At 52.0% G+C, this 21,836-nt stretch carries 16 protein-coding genes; 13 read left to right on the top strand and 3 right to left on the bottom strand.

What is annotated here, in order from left to right:
* The first annotated feature begins 41 nt into the window (after positions 1–41).
* The 7 genes from HV340_RS14880 (at position 42) to HV340_RS14850 (ending at position 8,700) form a co-directional block, all read left to right on the top strand.
* On the top strand, positions 42–719 hold the full coding sequence (locus HV340_RS14880) for a hypothetical protein (protein WP_025203674.1): 678 nt from the start codon (positions 42–44) through the stop codon (positions 717–719).
* Positions 720–774: 55 nt separating this feature from the next.
* On the top strand, positions 775–3,267 hold the full coding sequence (locus HV340_RS14875) for a CS1-pili formation C-terminal domain-containing protein (protein ID WP_181216082.1): 2,493 nt from the start codon (positions 775–777) through the stop codon (positions 3,265–3,267).
* A gap of 4 nt (positions 3,268–3,271) precedes the next feature.
* On the top strand, positions 3,272–4,888 hold the full coding sequence (locus HV340_RS14870; RefSeq protein WP_074176865.1) for a fimbrial protein: 1,617 nt from the start codon (positions 3,272–3,274) through the stop codon (positions 4,886–4,888).
* Positions 4,885–5,580: a fimbrial protein gene (locus HV340_RS14865; protein WP_032680624.1), complete on the top strand. Its 696-nt coding sequence runs from the start codon at positions 4,885–4,887 to the stop codon at positions 5,578–5,580. Before HV340_RS14870 ends, HV340_RS14865 begins: the two co-directional genes overlap by 4 nt.
* 96 nt (positions 5,581–5,676) lie before the next feature.
* A complete protein-coding gene (locus HV340_RS14860; protein ID WP_014170839.1) occupies positions 5,677–6,405 on the top strand; it encodes a winged helix-turn-helix domain-containing protein in 729 nt (242 codons plus the stop codon).
* The gene (locus HV340_RS14855; protein WP_181216081.1) at positions 6,380–6,853 is read left to right on the top strand and encodes a hypothetical protein; all 474 of its coding nucleotides are present in this window, start codon (positions 6,380–6,382) and stop codon (positions 6,851–6,853) included. The genes HV340_RS14860 and HV340_RS14855 overlap by 26 nt, the downstream gene beginning before the upstream one ends.
* A 359-nt stretch (positions 6,854–7,212) precedes the next feature.
* Complete coding sequence (locus HV340_RS14850; RefSeq protein ID WP_226876170.1) at positions 7,213–8,700, top strand: EAL domain-containing protein; 1,488 nt, start codon at positions 7,213–7,215, stop codon at positions 8,698–8,700.
* A 41-nt stretch (positions 8,701–8,741) separates the two neighbouring features.
* Here HV340_RS14850 and yegD read toward each other — a convergent pair whose 3' ends face one another.
* Positions 8,742–10,094, bottom strand: coding sequence for a molecular chaperone (gene yegD / locus HV340_RS14845; protein WP_040017957.1), 1,353 nt, complete (start codon positions 10,092–10,094; stop codon positions 8,742–8,744).
* A 130-nt stretch (positions 10,095–10,224) separates the two neighbouring features.
* Here yegD and alkA point away from each other — a divergent pair, with 130 nt between their 5' ends.
* Positions 10,225–11,097 (top strand): DNA-3-methyladenine glycosylase 2, encoded by an 873-nt coding sequence (alkA, locus tag HV340_RS14840; protein WP_181216080.1) that lies wholly within the window; start codon positions 10,225–10,227, stop codon positions 11,095–11,097.
* On the opposite strand, the gene HV340_RS14835 is transcribed toward alkA, so the two are convergent.
* Positions 11,062–14,391: a diguanylate cyclase gene (locus tag HV340_RS14835; protein ID WP_040019052.1), complete on the bottom strand. Its 3,330-nt coding sequence runs from the start codon at positions 14,389–14,391 to the stop codon at positions 11,062–11,064. The genes alkA and HV340_RS14835 overlap by 36 nt on opposite strands.
* A 343-nt stretch (positions 14,392–14,734) precedes the next feature.
* Here HV340_RS14835 and udk point away from each other — a divergent pair, with 343 nt between their 5' ends.
* The 3 genes from udk (at position 14,735) to asmA (ending at position 17,922) form a co-directional block, all read left to right on the top strand.
* Positions 14,735–15,376 carry a uridine kinase gene (udk, locus tag HV340_RS14830; protein ID WP_020883256.1) on the top strand — a complete coding sequence of 214 codons (642 nt, stop codon included), beginning with the start codon at positions 14,735–14,737 and terminating at the stop codon, positions 15,374–15,376.
* Between the two features lie 91 nt (positions 15,377–15,467).
* Positions 15,468–16,049, top strand: coding sequence for a dCTP deaminase (dcd, locus tag HV340_RS14825; RefSeq protein ID WP_020883257.1), 582 nt, complete (start codon positions 15,468–15,470; stop codon positions 16,047–16,049).
* A gap of 22 nt (positions 16,050–16,071) precedes the next feature.
* Positions 16,072–17,922 (top strand): outer membrane assembly protein AsmA, encoded by a 1,851-nt coding sequence (gene asmA / locus HV340_RS14820; RefSeq protein WP_050737045.1) that lies wholly within the window; start codon positions 16,072–16,074, stop codon positions 17,920–17,922.
* Between the two features lie 46 nt (positions 17,923–17,968).
* Here the strand turns inward: asmA and HV340_RS14815 are convergent, their stop codons facing one another.
* Positions 17,969–19,552 carry a TerC family protein gene (locus HV340_RS14815; protein WP_020883259.1) on the bottom strand — a complete coding sequence of 528 codons (1,584 nt, stop codon included), beginning with the start codon at positions 19,550–19,552 and terminating at the stop codon, positions 17,969–17,971.
* 692 nt (positions 19,553–20,244) lie between these two features.
* On the opposite strand from HV340_RS14815, the gene HV340_RS14810 reads away from it, so the two are divergent.
* Together HV340_RS14810 and wzb are read left to right on the top strand one after the other, a co-directional pair.
* Complete coding sequence (locus HV340_RS14810) at positions 20,245–21,384, top strand: polysaccharide export protein (protein WP_014170829.1); 1,140 nt, start codon at positions 20,245–20,247, stop codon at positions 21,382–21,384.
* 6 nt (positions 21,385–21,390) lie between these two features.
* Positions 21,391–21,834: a low molecular weight protein-tyrosine-phosphatase Wzb gene (gene wzb / locus HV340_RS14805; RefSeq protein ID WP_032678535.1), complete on the top strand. Its 444-nt coding sequence runs from the start codon at positions 21,391–21,393 to the stop codon at positions 21,832–21,834.
* The last annotated feature ends 2 nt before the right edge of the window (positions 21,835–21,836 follow it).

Below are 21,836 nucleotides of genomic sequence, written 5' to 3'. Positions count from 1 at the left end.
TTCGGGAGAGGCTCTCTCCCGAATTTCTCAGGAATGCACTGATGAAGAAATATTTGCCACTCGCAGCGCTGGCAGGGATGGTCGTATCCTTTTCCAGTCTGGCGATTAATGTGGGTGATATCACGTCAATAATGACGGCCGATCAAAACGCGTTATCAAAAGAAATTATCAATACCACTGATTCCGCGCGCTATGTGAGCGTTACCGTAAAAAGGCTCTCTTCACCGCTGCCTGACGGAACAGAAATGCAATTTGAAACGTCGGGAGAATTACTTTCTACACCGGCGAGCCTTATTTTACCCGGTGAGGCGAAAGATGTTTTTCGCTTTTTCTATAAGGGCCCTGAAGATGACAAAGAACGTTATTACCGGCTGCAGTGGGTTGACGAACCCGTAAGCGAAAGCGCATCGACTAAGGCTGGCAAAGCCGCGATTGCGACGGCGTCGGCAGAAATCGGGACAATTCTGGTCGTGGCGCCCCGCAAGGAGCGATTCGAATATGGTCGTGACGGGGATGTCATCACCAACAAAGGCAACGTCTCGTTTCGGGTCATTGCTTACGGAGCCTGCAAAGAGGCGTCACAGGATCGGGGACGCGGGTGTCGCGAGCGTTATTACGTCATGCCAGGCACAAAAATAAGATTGCAGAAAAGCGATGTGTCAAACAGTCGCACCCGTATTGGGATTTGGCATGGCAAGCAATTTATTACAGTGAAGTAATACACGGCGTCATTTCCGGTACCAGTAATAAAAATACCGAAAAGTAAGGATGCGTATGTCTTTTAAATATCTTATAGGAGGGAGTTTATTACTCTCTTATGCGCTAACATCAGGGGTTGCGCATTCTGCACCGGTTAAGATTGGTAATTATGTTATTCCAGGGGCATTCGCGCGTTCTCTTGAACAGGGGATGACGATCCCCGTTTATATCCGCTACCAGGAGACGGATACAAAAAGCCAACAAAAAATTGCTGATGCGGTCATCTCGCTGGTTGAGGGAAATATCGTTGTAAAATCCATTATGGTTGCCGATCTGCCCAATAACGCGGTGCTTTCAGAGAAAACGCGCGAGATGGTGGAAAAAATAGGCGATGCGAAATTTATCGACAATACCTCTCTTGCCCTTTCGCGAGACGCACGGCTGAAATTAAACGTCTCCTCTTTTCATCTGGAGATGATTGTCAGCCGGGATGCCCTGACTGAAGCGGTGGTCGCCCGCAGTTCATTGCTGGGACCGTCCAGCGTTGATCGACTATCTAATGTGCTGAATTACAACTTTGGCACCTATTACAATGACTACCGCAATGGCAGCAGCTCTCGCAGTTATTTAACCCTGGATAACACCACCTCGTTGAGAGAGCACCACCTCAATATCAATGGCTCGGTCTATGGTATTGGCGAGAGTAACCGCTCCAGCAAACTGTATCGTGCCATGTATGAGCGCGATTATGAGGGTTATCGTCTGGCGTTGGGCATGCTCGACACCTGGAACGTTCAGTCGATCGCCAGCCTCAATGCGCTGAATGGCGGCAAGATCTACGGCGTCAGCTACGGCAATAAAGGCAGTACGGTGGTTGAAAACACCTCCCTGTCCTTGATCCCAATAACCATATTTTTACCGTCTGCCGGTGAAGTGCATGTGTTTCGTGATGGGCGCTTGTTAAGCGTTCAGAACTTCAACATGGGCAGCTACGAAATTGACACCAGCCGGTTCCCTTACGGTGTGTATGACGTCACGGTGGATGTCGTGGTAAATGGCCGGACGGTGAACACCCGCGTCAGTCGGGTGAATAAAATATTTGCCCGCCAGCAGGCCGCAGGCCTGCATGAAGTCGCATGGCAAATTTTTGGCGGTTCACTTGATTACGACCGCGTGAGTTATAAACGCAATCATTACCGTGATGCCGGCAGTGAACAGACCTGGATTGCGGGTGGTGCGGCCTCGTTAACCCTGGCAATGCTCTCCGGGCTCACCCTGAAAACGACAGGTTATGGGTTTGATGACAATGCCGTCAATGAAACGGACATTACTCTTAACGTCAACGAATATGTCAGCGTCGGGACACAAACGCTGGTGGCGAACGACGGAACATGGCGCAACGTCAGCAGCGCCAGTCTTAATGCTCCAGGCGGGTTTGGATCGCTGTGGGCGTCGCGGGAAGACAGCAAAATCGGTAACCGTCTGCCGGTGCAGGAGCGGGATAACTATTCGGTTGGCGCAACATTGAATCTGAGCCGGTTTATTCCGCACGGTGGCACGTTAACGGTCAGCCAGACCGAAAACCGCTATTCCGGTAATACCTACCGGAACCTGGATTACAGTACCACCCTCTATGCGGGACGGTACGCTACAGTGGGGTTACGGGCCGGGATACAGCGCTATTACTACAACAATACGAATGATGACGGACGTCAGGAACGCTATGTCAGCCTGGATTTATCGCTGCCGCTGGCCTCGTGGATGAGTGTCGGGGTTTCACGCGATCGCTACGGCGCAACACAGGGCAATATCAGCGCGCGTAAACAATTTGAGGATAGCGTTATTACGTCTGCAGGCATTTCCGCCTCGACTCGCCTGAGTGGAGAGCAGAACTACGACAACAATTACGCTGTAAATGGCAACCTGAGTTATGACACCCGCTATAACGGCGGTACGGTTTCGGTGACCCGTTCAGCGGACAACTCGACCAATATGAACTTCTCCTCTCAGGGTTCCGTTGCCTGGGCGGGTGGGGATTTTGGTCTGAGCAAAGAGCGACAGCGCTCGGGCATTATTGTGAAAACCGATCTTGTGGGTGATGGAAAGCTGGCCGCAAAAATAAATAACCGAAATTATATTCTTAGCGGCAAATCGAGCTTTATTGCACTCCCGCCTTACGCGCAATACAAGCTGGAAATTATGAATGATAAAAACTCTGAAGACAGTTTTGACATTGTCTCGGGCCGTAAACAGGCGCTTAACCTTTATCCCGGTAACGTCGGCGTGGTGTCACCTGAGGTGAAAAGCATGGTGACCGTGTTTGGCCGGGTGCGATATCCCAATGGTGAACTGGCGTCAAATACGGACATCCATAACCACATTGGCAAAACGCGCACCGACGCGAAAGGTGAGTTCGCCATTGATATTGATAAGAAGTATCCCGTTATTACCCTGGTGTCCGCCAACGGTAATATCTGCGAAGCGGATTTAGATCTGGAAAAAGCCAGGGGCGCTGCGTGGGTAGGGGATGTTAAATGTGCACCGCAAACCACGATGGCGCAGAGATAATGCTATGAAAAAAAGTGCTTCCGTTTTTATTTCGCTCCTGTTTTTGGCGGGGTTGATTCCCTTCACCGCAAGGGCACTGACCGCCTCATCGTCAGGGGCGATCAACAACACGTTTTTATTTATCGAGAACGACATTGACGGTGAGTATTTCATTACGCCGTCCGCGTTAGATCCCCGTTTCAGCGGCTCAAATACCTGGGTTAAATACGGTACCTCCCAGGTCAGCCTCGGTTATCTGGGTTATGTCATTTGGACTGCGCCGGCCAATAATTATCAGGATATGTGGATTGATAATTCGCCCATTGATGCTCCTTTCACAGGAATACGCTGCTACCGAGGTTCGCAGTGTCCGACGACGGGCTACATTGCCGGGCAGGGGGTGGATAACAATGGTTTTTACCACGCGCAGGTTGGATCCGTGGCGGGGGTTATTGGCGGAGCGTATGGCTTTGCTTCGCTGAGCAACTCAGCCTATGAGTATTTTCGTAATATGCCGACGGGTGGCAGCGAAACCTATGTTTTTAACCGCTGCTATACCTCGGTTAACTATGATTACGCCTCAGGACAACGCTGTAAGGATCAGACCACAGGTCGCTGGAATTACATCAATTACACGTTAAACAAGCGGGGACATCTGGCGCTGGAATCAACAAGTGCCTTTCAGGAGCTGTGGATCGCCAGTGATGGAACCCCAAGCATCACAAATGATTCCGGATCCTGTGAGCTGGGTGTCGTCAGTAACGTTGATGGCGTAATTTGTAAAATGGTCAAATACAACCTTGAGCAGACACAAAATTTGACGGCATCGTTGACGTTCAGAGCGTATATCGATTCTGCTGCACTGGGTTTTACCCCTTCCGCAACCACCGTGAAATATTCGGGAAATGGCTCGACATGGTATAACTTCAGCGCCTCGACGGCGTATTACAACGTCTTTTCGACATCTGGCCAGTATATCTATGTCTTTTTGTCGAAAACATTCCTTAAGAATCTGGTGGATGCAGGCGTCAGTATTACCAACAGCCAGCCCTTTACGTTTGCGTTTACGAATGCATTAACCCCGGAGTCAGGCTATTACCAGTTTACCCCCTCTTTGCAGCTCAATATTGTGCCGAAGGAGTATGGGATTAGCATTGTCTCATCGAATAATACGGCCTCTGCCAGTGGAAGCGGCACCATCGGAGATGACGCGCCGATCGAGATGGATTACGTCGTCACCGTATCGGGACCCCGTCAGGCTGACAGTATTACGGCCCAGGTTATCGGGGACAGCACGACAATCAACGATACCCCTTATTGCCTGTTTACGTCGGCCCAGGGGGGGATAAACGTGCCTGTCCCTGCCTATCTGCAATACAACACCGCGTCGGGAAGCCCTACTCAGGTGAGGAACAGCTGCAGTGAAAATGCCATTAGTCTGAACGATGCGTTATGGCAACAGGTGCCATGGGATGCCAACAACACGGATGATGGCAGCTTTTTCAGCACCAACTTAACGCTGCTGTTCCCGATGAATGATTCCCGCTCAGCACTGACGGTGGCTGGCGCTGACTGGGAAGGCGTGGTCAGCGCCAGTGGTGAAATCAAAGTCACCGCGAACTGGCTGGGAGTAACAAAATGATGCGCTGGCGGAAGGTCGCGGAGGGTGTGGTGGGACTCTGCATTGCGCTTTACACGCTTTCTGCCCACGCGCTGTATCTGGACTCCACGATCTATGATATCCCCGCAGAGCGGTCGTTCATTAGCAAACGTATTTACAACGACAGCCACAAACAGAATGTGTACAGCATTTCGGCGATTAAAATCGATCGTCCAGGACCGGGTGGGGAAAAGCGTCTGCCAATAGAGGACGGGGAGTTGCTGTTTACACCGCTCACGTTTTCGCTCGCCCCGGACGCCGGGGAGTATTTTAAGATCTTCTATCGCGGGCCCGAGGATGACAAAGAGCGCTACTACCGGATTCAGTTTCGCGAGATGCCGGTAACGCTGTTTGCTGAACGTCATTCAGGCAAAGCAAGTGAAGCTGTGCCCGCTATTGCATTGGATACGATACTGGTGGTCAGGCCCAGAAAGCTGACGCTAGGTTATACTCTGGATGAGCAAAAAGGGGCGCTGACAAATACCGGCAATACGTTTTTCAGGATCATCGTACACAAGGGATGCCAGTCAACCGATGACGAGGCGACGATGCGCTACCTGCTGCCTGGAGAGACCTACCGAAGCAGCGCGTTAAACACTAAAAATAAAAAATTCATCGTTGCGTTGAAAAAATATATACCGATAGGCGATGGTTGTTTTAAAAATAACAGTTAAAGTTTAAAGAAACAGTTCTTATATTGCTAACTGAACTCTGGGAATATATTCTGTACTGCGTGCTGGCATTGCCGCCGATAATAAAAGAGTTCTCGGATGAAAAAGATAATCAATGATCATATTGTATACGATTCAGAGACCAGAGCGCTAAGTGTACAGGGAGAAAGAGTGGTTCTGTCCGCTGCAACGGCAAGATTACTGGAGCTCTTTATTGCGAATAACCGCAAACAATTACATCGGGATCTGATTATAGAAGAAGTGTGGGGAAGGTATGGGTTGATCCCATCAGGTCACAGTCTGAATAAAAATGTCAGTATTTTGCGCAAAACGTTAGCAGAACTGGGAATGGATAATCTGATCGCAACTATCCCCCGAGAAGGATTTGTTTTTCAGGCGCAGATCGAAAACGTAAAAGAAGATGCGTTGCCGCATAGCATCACTGCATTAACCTCCGCCACCAAACCCGGGTTAAGGCGATACGGTAAAACGATCGTTGGTGGAATGTTAGGCATCAGCCTGGTGATATCTGGCTTTGTCCTTCTGCCAAAATTATTACGAGATACCGATGGTGTCGTGCATGTACAAAAATCCGGTTCCTGTGAAATATTTACGACAGATGATAATTCAGTTGAGAAAATATCCACTTTTTTGAATTCATCCCGATGGCAGCAATTCAAATCTATCTGTAAGGGAAGAAATAAGGTCATTGTGTTTTATGATGACAATGGATTGTCTGCAGGTAATAAACTAAAGGAATCATTTTTCAGTATTTGTACGTTAGGCTCCCGGGGAGTTGCACATGCGTGCGAAAATTATGTATTTTAGTCTTGCCGTAGCGCTTGTTATCATTTTTTTGTTTTTATTTAAACGTCATGAGGTTCCGGCAGCGCTGGTATGCTCAGCGAAGAACCATCTTGTGCTCAATACGCAAAAAACAGGTATGCACATCGAAGGGGAGGTATTGCTGGTTTTCAGGATATCATCTGCTGAAGAGGGGGTATTGTCACAAGTGGGCGTAATTAATGTTAATGGGAAAAGCTACGCCATTAACCGTTCCACGATGCTTCAATTTTTAGGTAATGATAGTGACGGCTACATACGTACCCAACGGGTTTCTGTGATCAAAAATGATAATGATGATTTGCCTGATGAGATCACGGGATTAATTATGTCTAAGCAACACAACTTCTATTATAAAATAATGCATATTGCGCACAATGTGTACGGTATACGCGATTTGCGACGCACCCTGTTGGTGTGTCGGGCAGCGTAATCCTCAGAATAGGGTATCGTCTTATTCTGAAATAATAACCTATGTGTCGCATTATTTATGGTTTTTTATTCTGTTAAAATAGGGTTTATTATCACTAAAGTTTGTCCGAATGTGAATATAAGCGCATAAGTTTGTACTCATTTCGGACCTCAGAATTCGCTACCGATACAGCAAGAATATTCCTATCATTTCCCCTGCGCTCAGTTTTGTTGCAAGGGGGATGAGCTACTACACATTATGCAATCTAAAGGCATTTTATTTGTTTTACCTTAAGTCTATGTGAATACCAGGTCAATTGTGAATGCACTTTCCTGTTCGGGAAGGCTGCGTTTTACAATGAAAACGTGATGGTGATTATTATGAATAAGAAAAAGGTCTTCCTGCTCAGTTATGACATTTATCTTTTCGCCGGGCTTAGGGCTTTTTTGCCTAATCTGGTACTGGTCGACAGTCAGACATTTATATCAGAGTCAGACCTTTCTTTTCAGCAATACAACTCCTGTCTGTTAATTGTTGATAACCGGATGCCCTTTTTCCTGGTGAAGAAATGGCTACATCGTAACAGTAGCCAGTTTATCATGGTAAACAGCGTTGTTCTCAGGGTGAGCGAAAATGAGTGTATTAATCGAGGCTATGAATACAGTACCTCAATTGATGTAACACTGCATTATACGACCGTCATCGATATACTCACGCGTATACTGATGACCACCCCGCAACCGGAATCACGCGTAAAATCAGATGAGCTGGACGTTTTCGCGTTAACCGAATTTGAGGCAGACATGCTTAATGCCATGATGACGAAAGAGGGGCAGGCCGAATTCTGCCGGGCAAATTCATTGACCACAAAATCCCTGTATCGCTACCGGGATAAAATAACGCACAGGCTTGGTTTTAAAAATTTTATTGAATCTATTATTTTTCTTATCCGCAATGGTTTCCTGACTGAAAGAGATGTGGGGCAGAACAGTACGTTAATGCGCAAATCCACCGGGCGTAGTTATGATAATAATGATGCGGGGCGTCTGAGTCTGGCACTCAAAAATGATGAGATTTTACCTTATTATCAACCCGTTGTCGGTGCAGGCGGTGAGCCGTGCGGTATAGAGATTTTGGCCCGCTGGCCATTAGGGCATAATTACACGATTTCGCAGCGAGAATTTATTCCGCTGGCAGAAAGCTGTGGCCTGATTAACGAACTCACCAGCTATTTAATGCATAAAGTTGCCAGTGACTTAAAGCAAAAGAATAACGGGTTAAATACACCGCTGTTTGTGGCGTTTAATGTCAGTCCAACCACGTTAAGTAACCCGGTGTTTTATTGGGAGTGCCTCAATTTTTTAGAGCTGACAGAATCGTTACCGGTGAAGCTCATGATTGAGATCACCGAAAATCAAACGCTGGCCGTGACGCCTGCAATAAAAGAACTGATCCGTTCACTGCGTAATCGCGGGGTGATGTTTGCGCTGGATGACTTTGGTACAGGATACGCGAATTTATGCTATCTGAATGAACTCGAACTGGATGTCATAAAAATTGATAAGACCTTTATCAACGCTATCCAGGCTGATAACCAACCGCTGCCGATGCTGGAATCGATTATTAATCTGGCGATGATTCTTGGGCTGCGTACCGTGGCGGAAGGGGTGGAGTACGCTTATCAGCGAGAGTGGCTTATCAGCAAACAGGTGGATTACCTGCAGGGGTATCATTTCCTGCCCCCGGTGCCGTTCGCTGATTTCCGGCGATTTGTCGAGCAAAGCCAGCCGACGACACGAGAAGCGGCATGCAAAAAGGGCAGCGTGCTGCCAGGTAAAAAGGAAAATGTGCGTTTTAACGCGCTGTAAACGACGGAAGCCCTGCGCATTTCGAGGGCTTCCGTCGGGGCTTAACGGAACATCACCTGTGCCCAGCGGGCCAGACCTGCCGTTACGGAGCCAAAGTCATCGCCACCGGCAATCGGAATACCCGGAAGCTGTTCCGCCAGCGCTTTCTTGATAAGCGGTGAACGGGCGCTACCGCCGGTCAGGTAAATCACATCCGGCTTCTCTTTGCCATTCTCCAGCGCCAGTTGCACCTGCTCGAGGATCCGCTGCAGCGGCTGGGCGAGTGCCGTTTCCAGCCCTTCCTGCGATATCGCGGTCGCCAGCTCATCACTGATAAAAGGTAATGAGACAGCGTGTTCAGCACGGTCAGAGAGGGCGATTTTGCTCTCTTCAGCGGTACGCACTACGCGATAGCTGAGACGCTGACGCCACACTTTATAGAGCAGGGCGACTTTATCCGCGTCCTGCGCGTCGCGTACCAGATCGTTCAGGAAGCGCCCGTTCGCGGTGCTGTAAAAATCACTCTGCGCCGGAACGTCGTTGATGGCGATGGCGTTCCACCAGGGCAGAATTGGCAGGGCAATGCCTTTTTCGGTTTGTCCGCCCATGCCGAGCAGCGGCATCAGGCTTTTAAATGCCAGAGCAATGTCCAGGTCGTTACCGCCTACGCGGCAGCCGCTGTGGCCCAACAGGCTGGTTTCGCGGTCACGACGCTGATGCCATTGTGGCCCCATCAGCAGTAAAGAGCAGTCGGTGGTGCCCCCGCCGATATCCACAACGAGCACGCGTTGCTCTTGCGTTAATGTGGCTTCAAAATCCAGTCCTGCCGCTACCGGCTCATACTGGAAGACCACGTCACGGAAACCGGCTCGGTGTGCGGCGCGCTTGAGGATCCCCTGCGCTTGCTGGTTAGCCTCTTCACCGCCCAGACCCTGGAAGTTGATCGGGCGACCAATAACGGCCTGCGTGATGGGATCGGGTACCTGGGTCTGCGCCTGGTTACGGATGTGCAGCATCATGGCGCACACCAGGTCTTCGAACATCGCCACCTGCTGTGGTTTTAACCCGCTGGCGCCCAGAAACGACTTCGGGGATTTAACGAAGTAAACCTCTTCCGGATCGTCAATGTAATGGCCCAGCGATGAGAGGCCAAACTGCACGCTGGAAGGGGTCACGTCGATATCTTCGTCGCGGTTAAAACTGACCGCACGGCGCAGCAGCGCCTGGGTTTCCGCCGCGGTAGCGGGAACCTGATGATGACGGAACAGCCATTCGCTGACCGCTTCGCGAGTGGGTGCGCAGAGCATTGATGGCAGCAGCGTGCTCTCTTTTTCCATCTTCAGGAGCTGTGGTTGCCCGTTTTGCATAATGGCAACCGAACAGTTTGCCGTACCGTAGTCAAATCCAATAAACACGATTAATCCCCATGCCAGTGAGAAGGGGCGAGACTTTAGCGAAATGTCTGCCTGGCGACAACAGGAATATGAAAGCAAGGCGAAACAAGGCCTTTCGGTTTATGCTGAGGGGAACAAAAAAGGAGCGATGATGTATACCCTGACCTGGCAACCCCCTTACGACTGGCAATGGATGTTTGGTTTCCTTGGCGCACGTGCGGTAGCGGGCGTAGAGACCGTCACGGACCACTATTACGAGCGCAGTTTCGCCTGTGAGGGGCATCAGGGGATATTTCGCGTTACGCCGGACAGCCAAACCCCTACGCTTACCGTGACGCTCAGCCCGGGCTTGATTCCGGTTGCGCAGACCTGCCTTGAGCGTATCGGGCGACTTTTCGATCTTGACTGCGATCCTCAGGCGATCCGCTCGACACTGGGGGATCTGGGGGCAGCACGACTAGGCTTACGGTTGCCGGGGGCGATGGATGCCTGGGAGCAGGGTGTGCGGGCGATACTCGGGCAACTGGTTAGCGTGGCGATGGCGGCAAAATTGGCTTCCCGCGTTGTCGCCCTGTGCGGGGAGCCGGTTGAAGACGCCCCGGGTTATCTCTGCTTCCCGACCCCGCACGCGCTGGCCGCAGCGGACCCGCTGGCGTTGAAAGCGCTTGGAATGCCGGTAAAGCGGGCGGAGTCGATCGTTCACCTGGCTCAGTCTGTGGTTGACGGGACGTTTCCGCTTTCCCCTCCTGCGGATATTGAGGCGGGAATGAAGGCCTTACAGCAGCGGCCCGGGATAGGACGCTGGACGGCAAACTACCTGGCCCTGCGCGGCTGGCAGGCGAAGGACGTTTTTCTGCCGGATGATTATCTGATAAAGCAACGTTTTGCCGGGATGACGCCTGCGCAAATTCGGCGCTACGCCCAGCGCTGGCAGCCCTGGCGCTCGTATGCGTTGCTGCACATCTGGTATACCGACGGCTGGGCGCCATCAGTTGATGGCGAAATAGCTGGTATTAAGCAGTAGATCCAACGGCTGCGGCTCGGCGATGGTGTCGCCGTAAATAAAATCAATGCCGATGCCGGAGAGCGTGTCCATCATGATGGGCTGGTTACACGGACCGGCGATGGTTTTCATGCCCAGGCGCTGGGCGTGCCCCTGAACGATCGTCACCATCATCTCATCCATCAGGTTGCCATAAACATTCGTCACCATTTCCGTATCAAGCATCAGATAATCGGCCATATTGGCGCTGAGGTGGCTAAAGACGTTCATATCGCGTCCCACCTGGCTGAGCACGACGCGGCAGCCAGCATGGCGAAGCTTTTGCAGGCCCTGCTGCAGGTTCTCATCCGGATTACATACCACGTCGGCAGCGATAACCAGATGCAGCAGACGGCCTGGCATGGGGCTCTTCTCCAGTAGGTCGACAAGTTCATCAACCAGCGTGACGCTTGCTAAACCTGCTTCAGACAGCGGAAGCGCGACCCCCATGCCTTTGTGGGCGACCTGTGCGGCGGAGGTGCGGAAAAACTCGTTGAAGATACGTCTGTCAAGGGCGTGCAACAGTTCAGGCTCCGCAAGTCCGGAGCGGAACGCATGCTCTTCCTGCACTTCGCCCTGGCTGGTCCACAGGCGTAATGAAATCAGCCAGAAGTTGCAGCTTTCCGGTATCCGTGGAGACGCGACGCTGCGGGCAATCATCATCAGATGATTGTCTTTAATCATGTGCCACTGCTCATCAAGCGACATCATGCTGCGCATGCCGTGGTCCCGTTCCTGCTGGGGTTCATAAACCGTGACGACGCCGCGTCCGCTGTTTTTCGAGGCGTAACAGGCGATATCCGCCTGCGACATGATTTCTGAAGCCTGATGGTTATTTTCATCAATCAGAGTAATACCCGCGCTGGCGCCGATCCGGTGCAGACGTCCTTCCCACATAAAGTGATAGTCATTGATGGTGTTAATCAGGCGGCCGGTAATATAACGCGCGCTTTCGATATTGCAGTCCGGGAGCAACAACCCGAATTCGTCCCCGCCGAGACGAGCCAGCACGTCGCTGGAGCGGAGCATGGTCAACATTAATGACGAAAGCTCCCGCAGCAGAGCATCACCCGCCGCATGGCCTGCGGTGTCGTTGACGGCTTTAAAACGATCGAGATCGATAAACACCAGCGCATGACGCTGGCGTGTCTCCTGTACGGTCTGTAAGAGCCGTTTGAGGTGGTTTTCGAAACTGACCCGGTTTGCGAGGTGGGTGAGGGCATCGTGCGAGGCACTGTAACTGAGCTGACGCAGCATTTTGCGCGATTCCGTCACGTCCTGAATCACGATCACGGAGCCAATGTTTTGCCCGTCCAGCGTACTGAGCGGGGTGATGCTGTAGTGGATATCGTAGTTGCCGCCGGTACGGCAGTTCAGCACCACGTCCTGGTCTATATCGGAACGGGACATATCGCCGCTGTGAATATTCTCCATCAGCGGTCCCTTTTCACCAAAGGTAATGTGCAACACCTTCAGAACAGGCTGCCCGATAGCCTCGGTCTGCAGCCAGCCGCTCATCTTCTCGGCAACCGGGTTCATAAAGGTGACATTCATGTCGATATCGGTACACAACACCGCTTCGCCGATGGAATCGAGGGTAATGTGCAAACGCTCTTTTTCCTGGAACAGCGCTTCGTTGAGCTGCTTCACCTCGGTCATGTCCATGTTGATGCCGAGCAGGCGTTCGACTTCACCCTGTTTGTTCAGTACCCGGTTCGCCAGAGAGCGTATATGGCGCACGCCTTCTTTAACACGAATGCGGAACTCAAGCTTAAACGGCAAACGTGAAATGAGGGAATCCCGGAGCACCTTTTCAGCGTGAGCGCGGTCTTCCGGGAGCATCGTTTCGTGCCAGAGCTGCCAGGTGGGCTTGATGTGCGGCGGGATCTCATACAGCTCAAACATCCGCTTATCCCAGCTGATAATGTCTGGCTCCAGATCCCACTCCCAGATGCCGATACCGCCCGCTTCGTTGGCGAGGGTGATGCGCTCCATCAGGCGTTTATTGACCCACTCGGTCTGCTTCAGGTCGTTAATATCTTCAATCTGGGCGATAAAATAGAGCGGTGAACCGTCGGTGTGGCGCACCACGGAGACGGCAAGCAGGGCCCAGACCACTTCACCATTGCGGGTGTAGTAACGCTTCTCAAGGGTGTAGGTGTTGATGTCGCCGTTGACCAGCTGCTCCAGCTGTTCGAGATCGGTATTCAAATCTTCCGGCCAGGTTAACTGCTGGAAGGTGAGGGCCTGAAGCTCCGTCTGGCTGTATCCCAGGAAGTTACACAGGGCTTTATTGGCCTGAAGCCACTGCCCCTCAATGCTGACCAGCGCCATGCCGATGGCGGAATACTCCATCGCGTTACGAAAACGCGCTTCACTTTCGGTGATATGTTTGCGTTCGGCGCGAAAGGCATACATCACCATGGTCATAATATTGGCCGGCAACAGCATCATCAAAAAGGGCAGCCAGGGCGCGTTTAGCGTCACCAGCAGGTTTTGCGGCGTCATGGATGCAGGGTTACGCGTCATGATCAGCGAGACCATCATCACGGTGACCAGAAACACCAGAAACGCCTCCATTCGCGGCAGGCGCACGGCGCTCCACATAAGCAGAACGATAACGCAGGTGAAGGGCCACGGCAGCCAGGTAATCGCCATCCAACTGAGAGCCAGCGTCACGGCCATGGTGGCGAGCGTTTCCAGCAGCAATTTTGGGTTGCGGTGACGCAGCAGATAATGTGGTTTAAACAGTAACCCTAACGGCACCAGCGCCAGCGCACCAATGGCTTCTGATAACACCCAGACGAGGAAATTACGCAGCGGCTCCGGACCCGGCACCAGAAGATACACCAGCACTCCGCCAACCAGCGGTGGCACCAGCGCACTGCCGATGGACAGACGGATCCAGTCATTCAGATTCTGCAGGGGGTTATACCATGGGAGCAGTTTACGCAGTAACACCGCGCCAATCACGGCTTCAACCACGTTGATAGCGGTATAGGTCGGGTTGATCGACGACCAGGAGAAAAGCATCCACGCGGCCAGGATATTGCCAAACGAGCAGGCCAGGGCGATACCCGGCCACATCTTTCCTGCATGACGGTAAAAGGCCACCATCATGATGGCGGTAGGGAACCAGAGCGGGGCGAGCAGGGTGCCGAAGCGGGTCAGCTCCAGCGAAAATAAGGTAAAGATAAAGGTGACCAGGCCCAGACAGACAAGTCGCAATAAAGGATGTGTGGTGGTAACCAAAACCCGCTGGTATTGTTTATTCATTACCGCTTTATCCAGAGACGCCATGCCGTCAGGAGAGAAGTCCGGACGAGTGAATTTGATAATTTGGTTTATGCTAGTACAAACAATTTACAATTCATATGGCGACTGCTCATAATTTGACATCATAGACTTATTAAATAGTTACTCGGTAAAAAATCCCCGACAAACGCTGAAAAAACGTGCGTTTAAATTTCACAAAGGGATCATTTCGTCGCTTTTCACCCTGTCTCGCAGAACCTGCGCTTTCGACTGGTATCATGCCCGCGAAATCCCTATAATTGCCGCGTTTGACGCTCCGGCGTCGTCCTTCCTTAACATCCAGGTTAATCAGGTCGCTAAATTTATGACTGATAAGTCTCATCAGTGCGTCATTATAGGCATCGCCGGCGCATCGGCTTCAGGTAAAAGTCTTATTGCCAGTACGCTTTACCGCGAACTGCGTGAACAAGTTGGTGATGAGCATATCGGCGTCATTCCCGAAGACAGCTATTACAAAGATCAATCCCATCTGTCGATGGAAGAACGCGTAAAAACTAACTATGACCATCCTAATGCGATGGATCACAGCTTACTGTTCCAGCATTTAGAAGCACTTAAAAGCGGCCAGGCCATTGAACTTCCCGTCTATAGTTATGTAGAACATACCCGTACGCAGGAAACGATCCGTATCGAACCGAAGAAGGTCATTATCCTTGAAGGTATTTTGCTTCTGACCGACTCCCGTCTGCGTGAATCAATGAACTTCTCGATTTTCGTCGATACGCCGCTGGATATCTGCCTGATGCGCCGCATTAAGCGTGACGTGAATGAGCGTGGACGTTCGATGGACTCCGTGATGGCGCAATACCAGAAAACTGTCCGCCCGATGTTCCTGCAATTCATTGAACCATCCAAGCAATACGCCGATATCATCGTGCCTCGCGGCGGTAAAAACCGCATAGCCATTGATATCTTAAAAGCGAAAATCAGCCAGTTTTTTGAATAAGCCGCGCGAATTGTGTACCGTTCAGGGATAACCTGGTTTTGCCCTGAGTCTTTATGGCTTCAGGGTACGATGCATGAAAGGAGAAAGTGCGATGCGTCTTTGTGATCGCGATATTGAAGCCTGGCTGGATGAAGGCCGTCTGTCTATTACACCACGTCCACCCGTGGAGCGTATCAATGGTGTGACTGTTGATGTGCGCCTGGGAAATAAATTCCGCACCTTTAGCGGCCATACCGCACCGTTCATCGACCTTAGCGGGCCGAAGGATGAAGTCAGCGCCGCGCTTGATCGCGTGATGAGTGATGAAATCGTTATTGACGAGGGCGAAGCCTTTTATCTGCATCCGGGTGAACTGGCGCTGGCGGTGACCTATGAATCCGTGACGCTGCCTGCGGACCTGGTCGGCTGGCTCGATGGCCGTTCTTCTCTGGCGCGACTGGGGCTGATGGTTCACGTGACCGCGCACCGTATCGATCCAGGCTGGTCGGGCCGTATCGTGCTCGAGTTCTTCAATGCCGGTAAACTGCCTCTGGCACTGCGTCCCGGGATGATGATCGGCGCACTGAGCTTTGAACCGCTAACCGGTCCGGCAGATCGTCCTTATAACCGCCGTCAGGACGCTAAATATCGCGACCAGCAGGGTGCGGTCGCGAGCCGTATTGATAAAGACTGATCGTTAGTCCACTGAGGATGCTATGAGAAGAGTTCTGACAACGCTGATGATTTTGCTGGTGGTTCTGGTTGCTGGCCTTTCGGCGTTAGTCCTGCTTGTTAACCCTAATGATTTCCGTGCTTACATGGTGCGGCAGGTCGAAGCGCGTAGTGGTTATCAACTGAAGCTTGATGGGCCGCTGCGCTGGCACGTCTGGCCGCAACTCAGCATTCTCTCAGGCCGCATGTCGTTAACTGCGCCGGGTGCCTCCCAGCCGCTGGTCTCTGCCGATAACATGCGTCTTGATGTGGCGTTGATCCCGCTCTTTTCACACCAGTTGCAGGTCGACCAGGTGATGCTGAAAGGGGCGGTGATTCAGCTGACTCCGCAAACTGAAGCCGTGCGGGACTCGGATGCGCCGGTCGCCCCGCGGGAAAATACGCTGCCCGACGAGCCGACGGATACGGGTTGGTCATTTGATATAGCCAAACTGAAAGTCGCCGACAGCGTGCTGGTTTTCCAGCATGAGTCCGACGAGCAGGTAACCGTCCGTAACATCAACCTGAAGATGGAGCAGGACGCCCATCATGTTGCCTCGCTGGAGTTTAGCGGAAGGCTGAACCGCGATCAGCGCGATCTCAATCTGTCGCTGAACGCCAACGTGAATGCCTCAGATTACCCCCATCAGCTCACGGCGGATATTCAGCAGCTGAACTGGCAACTGATGGGAGCCGATCTTCCTGCCCAGGGGATCACCGGTCAGGGAACGCTGCAGGCCGTGTGGCGCGAAGAACAAAAACAGCTTGAGCTGGATAATCTCAACCTGCAGGCGAACGACAGCAGTCTGACAGGGCAGGCGAGCGTCACGCTTGAGGAGAAGCCGAAGTGGGTAATGAATCTGCAGTTTGACAAGCTCAATCTGGAGAACTTACTTCCGCCTCAGCCAGCGGGTGCAACCGACGGGAACGCTGCTCAGAATGGGCAAAGCCAGCCGTCCAAGCCGCGTCCGGTCATCTCCTCGAGTCTTGATCAGCCAGACTATAACGGTCTGCGCGGATTCACGGCCGATATCTTACTGAAAGCTAACAGCCTGCGCTGGCGCGGTATCGATTTTACCGACGTGAGCAGCCAGATGTTTAACCATAACGGTTTGCTGGTGATCTCCGAACTGAGCGGCAAAATGGGCGCCGGACATCTTTCTCTGCCGGGCACGCTGGACGTGCGTAAAGAGACGGCCAGCGCTGAATTCCAGCCGCGTCTCGACAACGTTGAGATTGGTACCATCCTTAAAGCCTTTAATTACCCGATCTCCTTAACGGGCCAATTGACGCTGGCGGGTGACTTCTCGGGGACGAAGATTGATGCTGAGGCTTTCCGCCGCGAATGGCAGGGGCAGGCCCATCTTGATCTGAAAGATTCCCGTATGGAAGGGCTTAACTTCCAGCAGCTGGTGCAGCAGGCGGTGGAGCGCAGCAGTGATGTCAAAGCCCAGGAAAATTACGACAGCGCAACGCGCCTCGACAGCTTTACCACTGACCTGACGCTGGATAACGGGCAGCTTACCCTCGACGGAATGCAGGGAACCTCTTCACTCCTGTCGTTAACCGGTGAAGGTAAGCTGGATCTGGTGAAAGAGACGGCGGATACCCGATTTAACGTGCGGGTACTTTCCGGCTGGCAGGGTGAAAGTAAACTGATCGACTTCCTTAAAGAGACGCCGGTTCCACTCACTGTCTATGGCAAATGGCAGGCGCTGAATTACAGCCTTCAGGTGGATCAGATCCTGCGCAAACATCTGCAGGACGAAGCGAAACGTCGTCTGAACGACTGGGCGGATCGGAATAAAGATTCACAGTCAGGGAAGGATGTGAAGAAGCTGTTAGATAAGCTTTGATGCCCGAGCGCCCGGTAGCGCACATGCTACCGGGCAAAACAACTCACTAAACCTCATAGTCCAGTTCTTCTTCATCCCGCAGTGGAATGAGCTGCACCTTCTGTACACGGTGGCTCTCAACCTGCAACGTTTTAAGCAGATAGTCCCCCACCTGAACCTCTTCTCCCGGTTGCGGGATACGCTGCAAATATTCCATCAGCAGACCGGCAATAGTGTGGTATTCGCGTTTTTCATCCAACGGCAGCGGCACATATTGCACCAGGTCTTCCAGCGGCATATGGCCGTTCGCCGTCCACGACCCGTCGGCATTTTTCTGGATGTCGTGGCGCGCATCAATCTCATCCACCTCGTTGGGCAAATTACCGGCGATGGTTTCCATGACGTCGCTGAGCGTGACCAGTCCTTCAACGGAACCGAATTCATCCACCACAAAGGCAAAGTGAGTGCGCGCGTTACGGAACTGCTCAAGGGCAGAAAGCAGCTGCAGTCCTTCAGGGAAGACCAGCGGCTGGCGTACCAGGGCACGCAGATTGAGTGCTTCACCGTGCAGCTGCTGTTGCAGCAGGTCGATGACGTGCACCACGCCCAGCAACTCCTCTTCCTCTTCACCGCCGGTGACAACCACGCGGGTGTGCTGGTTTTTATCCAGCAGTGCGCGAATGTGCTCCTCCGGTGCCGTCAGGTCGATATGCTCAATGTCATGCCGTGATGTCATGATGCTGCTGACCGTCCGCTGATTCAGATTGAGCACCCGCTCAATCATCAGTCGCTCCTGCGGATTAAAGATCAGCCCGTCACTGTGATCGGCAAGCATCGCGGCGGATTCCGCATCCAGTTCTGCATCCTCTTTTTTCCCGCTCAGCAGGCGCATGACCGTGTCGGCCGTGCGTTGACGTAACGTCTGATTCGCTGAGAGGAAGCGGCGACGGTTGAATATCGCCAGCTGGTTCAGCGCTTCAATCATTACTGAGAAACCAATGGCGGCATACAGATAGCCTTTCGGAATGTGGAATCCAAACCCGTCTGCCACCAGGCTAAAGCCAATCATCAGCAGGAAACTCAGGCAGAGAATAACAATGGTCGGGTGGCTGTTAACGAACCGGGTCAGGGCTTTACTTGCCATCACCATCAGCGTAATGGCAATGATCACTGCGGCCATCATCACGGCCAGGTGGTCAACCATCCCGACGGCGGTGATCACCGAGTCCAGTGAGAAGACGGCGTCCAGCACCACGATTTGCGCCACCACAGGCCAGAATTTTGCCCCGCGTCGCTGGGTCGGGTTTTCACTGTCTTTGCCTTCGAGCCGCTCATTAAGTTCAACCGTCGCTTTAAACAGCAGGAACAAGCCACCGAAGAGCATGATCAGGTCACGGGCGCTGAAGCTCAGGCCGTGAACGGAGAACAGAGGCTGTGTCAGCGTGACCAGCCAGGAGATAGAGGCCAGCAGCAGCAACCGCATCACCATCGCCAAAAGCAGGCCCGTTACGCGAGCGCGGTCACGCTGAGAAGGGGGCAGTTTTTCGGCGAGGATGGCGATAAAGACCAGATTATCAATACCGAGCACCAATTCGATGACGACCAGCGTCACCAGTCCGGCCCAGATTGATGGATCGGCAATCCATTCCATAGTAATAGCAATACCTTCTGTTATATGACGAATGTCACACTTCGATCATGGATAAAGCGGCGGGAAATTGCAATGCCGGGCTGAGATTTCTCTTAATAAGGCCGAACAAAAAGAGAGCAATACGCTGGCGCTGTAAATAAGGTAATTACGTATATTTTATTACGCACAGTACATTTTAGGATATATCGCAATTAATGGTTTTTATTGTTTCTTTGTCAATATAAAGAAAATCCTAAAAGGTCAAAAGTTTGCTCTTAATATTAATCTTAAAAACAGTTATTAGGACAGTTGTCTCCTTGCCTGCTATTAGGTTAGCTGCAACAATTCCTCCAGCATCAAATGTTAAATCTCCTTGTTGCTATTATTGTTTCGGTCTTCAGGAATGGTTATTGATTATCCGTCGGGCGTTTTTGCGGCTGATATATTTCCAGAAGACCTTGTTCAAGAGGGTGTCTATCCATAACACATTGTTTAGTCAGTGGATTGGTAACTGAAAGCCAAGGGCGGTAGCGTGCCTGAAAGCGTGTGAATCAGCCTCGATTATTCTGTCAATAGCCAATGGATGAATAAGCTTTTTTTAGGACTGATGCCAGTTATATTTCTATTTGATTAACTGCATGCTGAAACCCAATACGACCCGGCTTATTTTAAATTGCACAGGATAATTACTCTGCCAAAGTGATAAATAATCAATGATGAAATCCAAAATGAAATTGATGCCATTATTGGTGTCTGTGACCTTGATGAGTGGTTGTACGGTCTTTCCCGGCAGCAATATGTCAACAATGGGTAAGGATGTGATCAAGCAGCAGGATGCCGATTTTGATCTCGACAAAATGGTGAATGTTTATCCACTCACGCCACGTCTGGTCGAACAATTACGCCCACGTCCGAATGTTGCTCAGCCGAATATGTCTCTGGATCAGGAGATTGCCTCCTACCAGTACCGCGTGGGGCCGGGTGATGTTATCAACGTCACCGTCTGGGACCACCCTGAACTGACCACACCAGCGGGCCAGTACCGTAGCTCAAGCGACACCGGTAACTGGGTACAGTCAGACGGCACCATGTTCTATCCCTATATTGGCAAGGTACACGTTGCCGGGAAAACGCTCGCCGAAATCCGCAGTGATATTACCGGCCGCTTAGCGCAGTACATCGCCGATCCGCAGGTGGACGTTAATATCGCCGCATTCCGCTCGCAAAAAGCCTATATCTCCGGACAGGTGAATAAATCCGGTCAACAGGCCATCACCAACGTACCGCTGACCGTTCTGGATGCCATTAACGCCGCCGGCGGTTTAACCGACGGTGCCGACTGGCGCAACGTGGTTCTGACGCACAACGGCAAAGAGCAGCGCATTTCGCTGCAGGCGCTGATGCAAAACGGTGACCTGACTCAGAACCGTCTGCTCTATCCGGGCGACATTCTCTACGTACCGCGCAATGACGATCTGAAAGTGTTCGTGATGGGCGAAGTTAAGAAACAGAGCACCCTCAAAATGGACTTCAGCGGCATGACCCTGACCGAAGCGCTGGGTAATGCAGAGGGTATTGATCTGACCACCTCCAACGCCACCGGTATCTTCGTGATCCGTCCGCTGAAAGGTGAGGGCAGTGCGAAAGGCAAGATTGCCAACATCTACCAGCTGGATATGTCCGATGCGACGTCTCTGGTGATGGCAACGGAGTTTCGTCTCCAGCCATACGATGTGGTGTATGTCACCACCGCACCGGTTGCCCGCTGGAACCGTCTGATCAACCAGTTGCTGCCAACCATCAGTGGCGTTCGCTACATGACGGATACGGCGCGCGACATTCATACCTGGTAATCCGCGATGTTTAACAAAATTCTGGTGGTATGCGTGGGGAACATTTGCCGTTCCCCCACGGCTGAACGGCTGCTGAAACTCTACCAGCCCGAACTGACCGTTGAATCCGCAGGGCTGGGTGCGCTGGTCGGTAAAGGTGCCGATGAGCGCGCAACGAGCGTGGCCCGCGATCATAACCTTTCTCTCGACGGGCACATCGCCCGTCAGGTCACCGGCCGTATGTGCCGGGAGTATGACCTGATCCTGACGATGGAAAAACGCCATATCCATGCGCTGTGTGATATCGCACCGGAGATGCGCGGCAAGGTGATGCTGTTTGGTCACTGGGACAATGAACGCGAAATCCCCGATCCATATCGCAAAAGCCATGAGGCCTTCGAGGCGGTATACACCTTACTTGACCAGTCTGCCCGTCAGTGGGCGCAGGCACTGAAAGTTCAGCAGGGATAACA

Origin of the sequence: Enterobacter sp. RHBSTW-00975, assembly GCF_013615235.1 — a bacterium.
In the GTDB taxonomy this organism is placed as follows: Bacteria; Pseudomonadota; Gammaproteobacteria; order Enterobacterales; family Enterobacteriaceae; genus Enterobacter; species Enterobacter ludwigii.
Note: the sequence above shows the minus strand (reverse complement) of the source record. Positions and strands in the feature narration are given on the sequence as shown.